Source organism: Caballeronia arvi (assembly GCF_001544695.2).
GTDB lineage: Bacteria > Pseudomonadota > Gammaproteobacteria > Burkholderiales > Burkholderiaceae > Caballeronia > Caballeronia arvi.
In genome coordinates this window covers 1-7,491 of the sequence record NZ_FCOM02000128.1, presented here as the reverse complement: position 1 = coordinate 7,491, position 7,491 = coordinate 1, and the positions used below count along the sequence as shown (strand labels likewise).

6 protein-coding genes are annotated in these 7,491 nt (G+C 55.0%); 1 reads left to right on the top strand and 5 read right to left on the bottom strand.

Annotated features, from left to right (window positions below; all coding sequences use genetic code 11):
- From AWB74_RS42935 to gmd, 3 genes are all read right to left on the bottom strand, one after another.
- A partial coding sequence (locus tag AWB74_RS42935; RefSeq protein ID WP_160110398.1) for a sugar phosphate nucleotidyltransferase occupies positions 1-647 on the bottom strand: 647 nt, incomplete at its 3' end.
- Positions 648-871: 224 nt separating this feature from the next.
- Positions 872-1,828: a GDP-L-fucose synthase family protein gene (locus AWB74_RS42930; protein ID WP_061152576.1), complete on the bottom strand. Its 957-nt coding sequence runs from the start codon at positions 1,826-1,828 to the stop codon at positions 872-874.
- A 5-nt stretch (positions 1,829-1,833) separates the two neighbouring features.
- A complete protein-coding gene (gene gmd, locus AWB74_RS42925) occupies positions 1,834-2,952 on the bottom strand; it encodes a GDP-mannose 4,6-dehydratase (RefSeq protein WP_061152575.1) in 1,119 nt (372 codons plus the stop codon).
- Between the two features lie 2,257 nt (positions 2,953-5,209).
- On the opposite strand from gmd, the gene AWB74_RS46175 reads away from it, so the two are divergent.
- Complete coding sequence (locus AWB74_RS46175) at positions 5,210-5,443, top strand: hypothetical protein (protein WP_143749493.1); 234 nt, start codon at positions 5,210-5,212, stop codon at positions 5,441-5,443.
- 582 nt (positions 5,444-6,025) lie between these two features.
- On the opposite strand, the gene AWB74_RS42920 is transcribed toward AWB74_RS46175, so the two are convergent.
- Together AWB74_RS42920 and AWB74_RS48005 are read right to left on the bottom strand one after the other, a co-directional pair.
- Positions 6,026-6,955, bottom strand: coding sequence for an SGNH/GDSL hydrolase family protein (locus tag AWB74_RS42920; protein ID WP_160110397.1), 930 nt, complete (start codon positions 6,953-6,955; stop codon positions 6,026-6,028).
- A 315-nt stretch (positions 6,956-7,270) separates the two neighbouring features.
- A partial coding sequence (locus tag AWB74_RS48005) for a hypothetical protein (RefSeq protein ID WP_235024930.1) occupies positions 7,271-7,491 on the bottom strand: 221 nt, incomplete at its 5' end.

The window sequence follows — 7,491 nt, the reverse complement described above, 5'->3', positions numbered from 1 at the left end:
CGCACGATGAAAATGCCGCTGTTCCACCAGTACGTGCCCGCCGCGACGTATTGCGCGGCAAGCTCCGCCGCGGGCTTCTCGACGAAGCGGTCGATGCGGTGCGCGCCGTCTTCCAGCGACTCGCCCAGGCGGATATAGCCGAAGCCGGTATCGGGGCGCGTCGGTGGAATGCCGAGCGTCGCGATCACGCCGCGCTCCGCGTGCTCCGCCGCTATCGCGATCGCGCGATGCAGCGCCGGAATATCGGCGATGGAGTGATCGGCGGGCATCGCGACCATGATCGCGTCTTCGCCGTCCTTCATTGCAGCGAGCGCCGCGAGCGTGAGCGCGGGCGCAGTGTCCCGGCGGGCAGGCTCGACGATGATGCGTGCATCGACGCCGCTCTCGCGCGTCTGCTCCTCGGTGGTGAACCGATGCTCTTCGCCACATACGATGATCGGCTCGCCATCCACCTTGAAATCGCCCGAAAAACCCTTCAGGCGCGACACCGTGGCCTGAAGCAACGAGTCACGCCCGACGACGCCGATCAGTTGCTTCGGGAACTGTTCACGCGACATCGGCCACAGGCGCGTGCCCGAGCCGCCGGCGAGGATGACGGGGACGAGGCGTCGGCAAGATGCGACCGGTGAGTTCGAGAGTGATTTCATGCGTGCCTCGTCAAAAAACGCGTCGTCGAACTCCGCCTTTTGCATTGCTAGCATTCGCAATGACATTACCGTGCCGCTACATATGGAAAATAAACGTACGGACTGCCACGATGGAGATTTGTACGAATTGCCTTACATTGACGAAATACAAGTCTAAGAGACCGACGCTTCGTTTCGATAGCTAGTCAGTGCGACTGCACACACTCGATGTCCGAGTTTTTGACTCAGCCAGTACCAACAGAATGTCGCATCAAAGCAGTGCGGGCGACGAAATCCTGGTAGGTCGCGACGATGCCGTCTTCCAACCCGATCTTTGCTGTCCATCCCATGTTTGCTAACTTTGAAACGTCGAGTAGTTTTCGCGGCGTGCCATTAGGTTTGCTTGTATCGAACACAAGTTCGCCCTTGAAACCCACGACTCGCGATACCAGTTGCGCCACCTCACGGATAGTCCAGTCCCGCCCCACTCCTGCGTTGAATATGCCCTCGCCGACGTCACTTTCCATTAAGAAGGTCGCGGCTGCAGCCAAATCGTCGACGTGCATAAGCTCGCGCCGGGGTGTCCCGGAACCCCATACTGGAAACGTCGCGTCACCGCGTTCCTTTGCTTCATGCGCCTTGCGAATCAGCGCCGGCAGCACGTGACTGGTCTCCAAGTTGTAGTTGTCGTTCGGGCCATACAGATTGGTGGGCATCAATGAAACGAACCGCGTGCCGTACTGCTTGTTGTATGCCTCACATAGCTTGAGACCGGCGATTTTCGCTATCGCGTAAGCTTCGTTGGTCGGCTCAAGGGCAGACGTGAGCAGGTATTCTTCCTTGATTGGTTGCGGGCATACCTTTGGATAGATGCAGGATGAGCCGAAGAACACAAGCTTCGACACTTTGTATTTGCAGGCCGCGTGAATCACGTTCGTTTCGATCGCGAGGTTCTCGTATAGAAACGACGCCGGGAACACTGAATTGGCACGAATGCCGCCGACGCGCGCCGCCGCTAGCAACACCACGTCGATCTTCTCATGCTCAAAAAAGCGATTCACACAACTTTGATCGGTAAGATCAAGTTGTGCACGAGTGCGCGTGACGACGTTATGGTAACGTGCCGCGGAGAGGCGGCGCATCAGCGCCGAACCCACCATGCCGCGATGTCCAGCTATAAAGATCCGTGCATGTTCGTCCATGACGCTTACTCACAATATTCGAACGCCGTAAAACCCGCGAGCGTCACGAGCGCGTCGCGACGGGCAATCTGATAGTCTGCCCGGACCATTTCTTTCACGAGTTGCATGAAGCTCGTGGTCGGGCGCCACCCGAGCTTTGCGTGCGCCTTGGATGGATCGCCAAGCAGCGTTTCAACTTCGGCGGGGCGAAAGTAGCGCGGATCGACGCGCACAATGACCTGGCCTGGACTGAGCTTAATTTCGCGGCTTTCGACGCGATCGACGATCGCGACTTCCTTCACACCCTCGCCTTCAAAATGCAGATGAATACCCAATTCGAGTGCCGCCTGCTGCACGAACTCGCGGACGCTGTATTGGACGCCGGTTGCGATGACGAAGTCTTCGGGTTGCTCCTGTTGCAACATCATCCACTGCATCTCGACGTAGTCGCGTGCATGGCCCCAGTCGCGCAGCGCTGATAGATTGCCGAGATACAGAACATCCTGCAGGCCCACCGCGATACGCGCAATAGCGCGAGTGCATTTGCGCGTGACGAAAGTCTCCCCGCGCACCGGAGACTCGTGATTAAACAGGATGCCGTTGCATGCGTACATCCCATATGCTTCCCGATAGTTCACCGTGATCCAGTATGCGAAGAGCTTTGCCACTGCATACGGACTACGCGGATGAAACGGCGTGCTCTCGCGCTGTGGAATCTCCTGCACGAGACCATACAGCTCCGATGTCGATGCCTGATAGAAGCGCGTCTCCTTCTCCAACCCAAGAATGCGAAGCGCTTCGAGGATGCGCAGCGAGCCCAGCCCGTCGGCGTTTGCTGTATACTCCGGCTCCTCGAAAGACACCGCGACATGCGACTGCGCCGCAAGATTGTAGATCTCGTCAGGCATTACACGCTGAATGATTCTTACGAGGCTTGTCGAATCCGTAAGGTCGCCGTGATGGAGGAACAGACGACGATCTGAATCGTGTAGATCACGATACAGATGATCGATTCGCTCCGTGTTGAACATCGAACTGCGGCGCTTAACGCCATGCACTTCATACCCCTTGTTAAGCAGCAGCTCCGCGAGGTATGAGCCGTCTTGCCCCGTGATACCCGTGATCAAAGCGACCTTGTGATCCATGCGTTCCTCTCGTTACGTTCATTCGAAAGCGGCGTGACGCATGTCAGGAGCTTGCGAGATGCATATGCGTGAGATTGAGCTACCGTTTAGATAGCGACCGCCTGACCCGGCCTACCAATGTTCCACGCAATCCTTTTTTGAACACGAGCACACGCCCCTCCGTTGCGTTGAGCAGCGGACGAAGTCCAAGTAACGGCTAATCGACGACGAACCACGATACAAGAACACTTGACGTCTCACATTCCTGGGCGAGGTGCAGTAATGCAACATGAAGTCGGGACCGCTTAGACACTTCTGTCCGCCGAAAACCAGCGGCCGCGGGGTCCACGCGACCGTCGATCCATCGGGCAGTACGAGATCGGCGTCGTTGAGCGTTTTCGAGGGACCAGGCCTTACGGTTTCGGCGACAAGCGACTGCGCGTTGCAGTAGCCGATATCTCGTCCGCGCAACTCGCTTCCCCACTCGAGCGCGCCGCCCGTCGAGATCGCATTGACATGTTTGCCCAGCAGTCGGGCTCCAAGGGGCGCAAGGGCCTTTCTCGAGCTCCCGTCGATGCTTTCTTGCGACGTCAAGTCTTTGACAATTTCACCGGTTCTGTTGCTCGTCGCCTCATACACGTTCATATTACGTTCTCCTATACGAGACAGGCCATTACACGCGTGAGCGTGAGCGACCGGGCGACGACGTAGCCGATCTTGAGGTACCAGCTCCGTTCGAGTTCAACGTCTTCAATAGAAGTTATGAGCCGATGCGCGCAAAAGTTCCGTGATCGCACGGTGAAATCGCCCAGAGGTCACTGCTTGACTGCTTACGTTCGCTGATTTGCAGGCTGGAACGACGACAACCTCGGCATGGGACTTCTCTCTTTGTGCGCATATGTGTGTTCCTTTTATATGTTTGGTCTTAAGCATTACCACGCACGAGCGCACTGTCCAAGGTAGATGGAGCGGCGCAATGATGGTGACGTCGCTGTCCAGTGCGCCGTCACATCGAGCAAGTCTTCAGCAAGATTAACTTGAAATTCGAGGACGTCAATAAGCCAGTTGTATTTTTTTAAAGTTACTTATCATATGAAGAAGGAAAGATCTTCCTTATGGATTTAAAATATGCTGGTCGACATGTTAACCAATAATCCGATTAGGTTTCCATACGAATCGATGGATGATGTATTGTGTGCGGAAGCGCACACAACGGTAGAAGGAAGGCGTGGAAATATGTAACGGTCCCTTTTACATTTTGGCAGCGCGTCTCCTTGTTGAGCGTTACGTTCGCAGTCTCGTGTGATCGACGTTCAGAGCCCACGTGTTTTGCGGTCCGACGCGCATTGCTTTTTTTAGAATTTGCATGATCGTTCGGACTAGAGTTTGATGGCGAAAGAGCGTTTTTACGCGACGCGATCCGCACTTCGCTTCGGGCGCCGCTAGCTGGCGTTTTGGTCACAGTAGCGATGCAGATCGCCGGCTGCCTATGCTCCATCTGTTCTACGGCGGCAGTGACGACTTCATGCAGCCTTTGCTGTGGACGCTCGCCCTCTGCATGCTGCCCTCACTCTTGGGCCAGTTATGGGATGCTATTCGCTTGCGATGCATGATTCACGTTCGAGGTCGTTCGCTAACCTCGGCAGTGGGGAAGACCAGTCAGGATCAAGAGTTTCCTGAAGGCGGCGCCGCCCGGTATTCGAGTAACCCGCGACCGCGTTTGGCAAGGGCATTAGTCCGTGGGTGTCGTGACCAGAGTGGCACCGAGGATGAGATGGTTTATAGTGGAGGCCTTGCTGGATTGTAGTCACTCCGTTTAACAAACCAGCGTCTTGTAACCACGCTGAGTTAGCCTAAAGACGGGAGCTCTTTTGGAAGACGCGCTGTCAAATCATTTCGAATGCTTTCATTGCCATACGACTTTCCGACGTAAGGTGTACGAGATCGTCCGCGAGAGATGTCGATTACATTTCTTGGAAAGAGTGCCCTATTTCGAAATTGAAGATTCCCGTGGTCTCGAATGCTATTGTTCTCGCGGGTGTCTTGATTCTCGTATGGACGAAGTAATGGGCGATGAGCACGTGCCGCTCACCCTGCCGGGTCTCAGCCAAGTGGCGAGTTGCGCCCATTGTCAGTCGCCAGTGGACAGGACAAGTTTTCACTATGCGTATCTGGCCACTCTTTCCGAACCGCTTGACGATGTTATTTGGGACACGGTAGAAATGGACTGTTTAGCTATAGTATGCGAAACGTGCAGCGCAAGGCTGCTTGGAAATGTATGAACACTTTTCTGCCGCTGTTAATCATCAGCCGGAACACAGGCGTTACCAACCACAGACGGGTGCAGGGGAACTATACTCAAGGCCATCCCATCAGCACGCGGGATTATATCAACGGCCGTGGAAAGTCGCTTACGGTGCAGACGACCTTGCACCGGATCGATTTCGACGCGGTCGCCCAAGTAGGACCGCCGGCGCTATCAATTCACTCTTTGCATCGCTGGGCGAATTGATGCTGTTCTGCAAAGATGGCCAGACCGGGATCAACAATGCCCTAAGGTAAGCCTCGGTGGCAAGAATTGTCGCAGAGGCAGATAATTAATTGAGCGAACTTTCTGCTTCAACAACAATCCAGCGGCGGTTGAGCTGTGCATAAGTCTCGCGGCGCATTCCCAAAGAGCACCGCGGCGCTGCGAAGATGATGCCAAGCTGATTGACAGCGATTTTCGCCGCCTCCGCCGCCGTTACTCGGTTCGAAAGCGCTGGTTCCAGGGACGTCTTCCAAGAGACGCATCGTGGACCGACTTCCCCTTCGCCTGTCTGTGCATTTCCTCAATGAGTTGTTACCGGTATTCCAGTTTCTGCTGCCTCCCGGTTCCAGCGTCATGAACCGCAAGCTCAAAGACGCCCCGCTTCCGTGCGAGAATTTTAAAGCGATAACGCCCAGGACGGCCGGACGCGGTAACAGAAGGGTAATGCTTCTTTCCCCCCGCTTGCGGCTGCGCATTAGGGATAACGCAGTGATCGTACCTGGAGCCGCTTAGATCGACTCATTCCTCTGAGTCGCGGTCGACAGCTACATGCGATCGATTATTCTAATTCAACGCGTTTAGCTTCGATACCACTTTTCTGGCGACAATCGCGTGTCCTGTCGGTCTAAGATGAATGCCATCAAAGTAGTTCTGATTCGGATCAGCATCGTTGAGAGCCGACGAAAAGTCAACGAGGTCGCAATTGGTTTCGCGTGCCCATTTATCCAACGATTCATGCGCGGCAGTCCAGATGGGCTTATGCCATTCGTCCCCGATGGCGGGGGTATACAAAAGGATGAACCGAGCTCCAGAGTGTTCGACAATCGACCGAAATTCGCTGATACTGGCGAGCACTTCTGAGACGGGCAACGCGTTCGTCGCGTCGCCGGTTGATCCATGGTCCGCGGAAGTTCCGGGCGCCAGCCCAAGCTTTGGAAGGCCGTACCGGAATAGCGCCTCGTCGAGAGCGAGCGGAGGGCGCTTGTAAGGAAAGCTGCCCGTACCATCAATCACGGAGAATGGTTGCATGAGGTCGCCGGTGTTTATAACAAGAACGACAAGATCGGCCTCAAAAATCCCCCTTGATTTGATGAACCCTAGCTCGTTGCCGACGGCCCACCCTGGCGCCGAGGCATTAAGCGATTCCCAATTCACCACTGACTTTCGGTTTTTTTCGGTTCGAACGACAGTCGGAAAAATCTCGTCTTGCCCGACATAGGTTGGGCCGAATGACACGGAGTCGCCGACGAAAAGTATGCGGCGCGTGCCGTTGGCCTTAGTATCTGCGAATTCCGCCGACCTCATTCCTGCGTGATTGATCACCACGTGCGAGCCGAATCGTGTTACATCTTGATTCGCTACAGGAAAATACCCGTAATCTGCGCTCGGCTCAAAGAGGACCGGATTCCCCAAGCCGAGACCGACGCGAAGTCCGATCTCAAGGAGGAATAGGAGAGCGCTTGCTGCGAACAGCATCTTTGCGATCTTTTTCATCAGTTTCATTTCGCTATATAAAGGAAAGTGAGCATATCCTTCGTGCGCCGAACCCAATGCGTTTGATTAAGTTACCTTTGATTTGCAGATCCGTTGTGGTGCCGGTAAGTCGGCAACATATCATCAGGGGGATGACTTGTTAGGCCCTCCCCGCTCTAAGTATTGAAGATGCCGTAGTTGACGTTTTCTTTCATGATGAAAACCGCACCAGCCACCACATCGTTGACGTGCAAAAATTGGCCTGCGTGACGTGGCGGATCCCAATACCGAAAGTGCCGCATGACGACGACTATCCTCTCTTCCTCGAAGAAAAGTTTAACGCGGTTCCTTGATGCAGAAGATCGAGGTTCTCTTTGGTCGTGCCAGATGTTGTCGTATCTCGCGACGGATCTGGCGCAGCAGTGCCGAGCCGACAAGGCCCGCTAGGATGCGCGCGGTGTTGTCAATGAGCCGACTGAATATTCCACGGCAAAACGAACGCGAATTCCACGGCAAAGCGAACACGAATTCCACGGCAAAGCGAACGCCGATTCCAC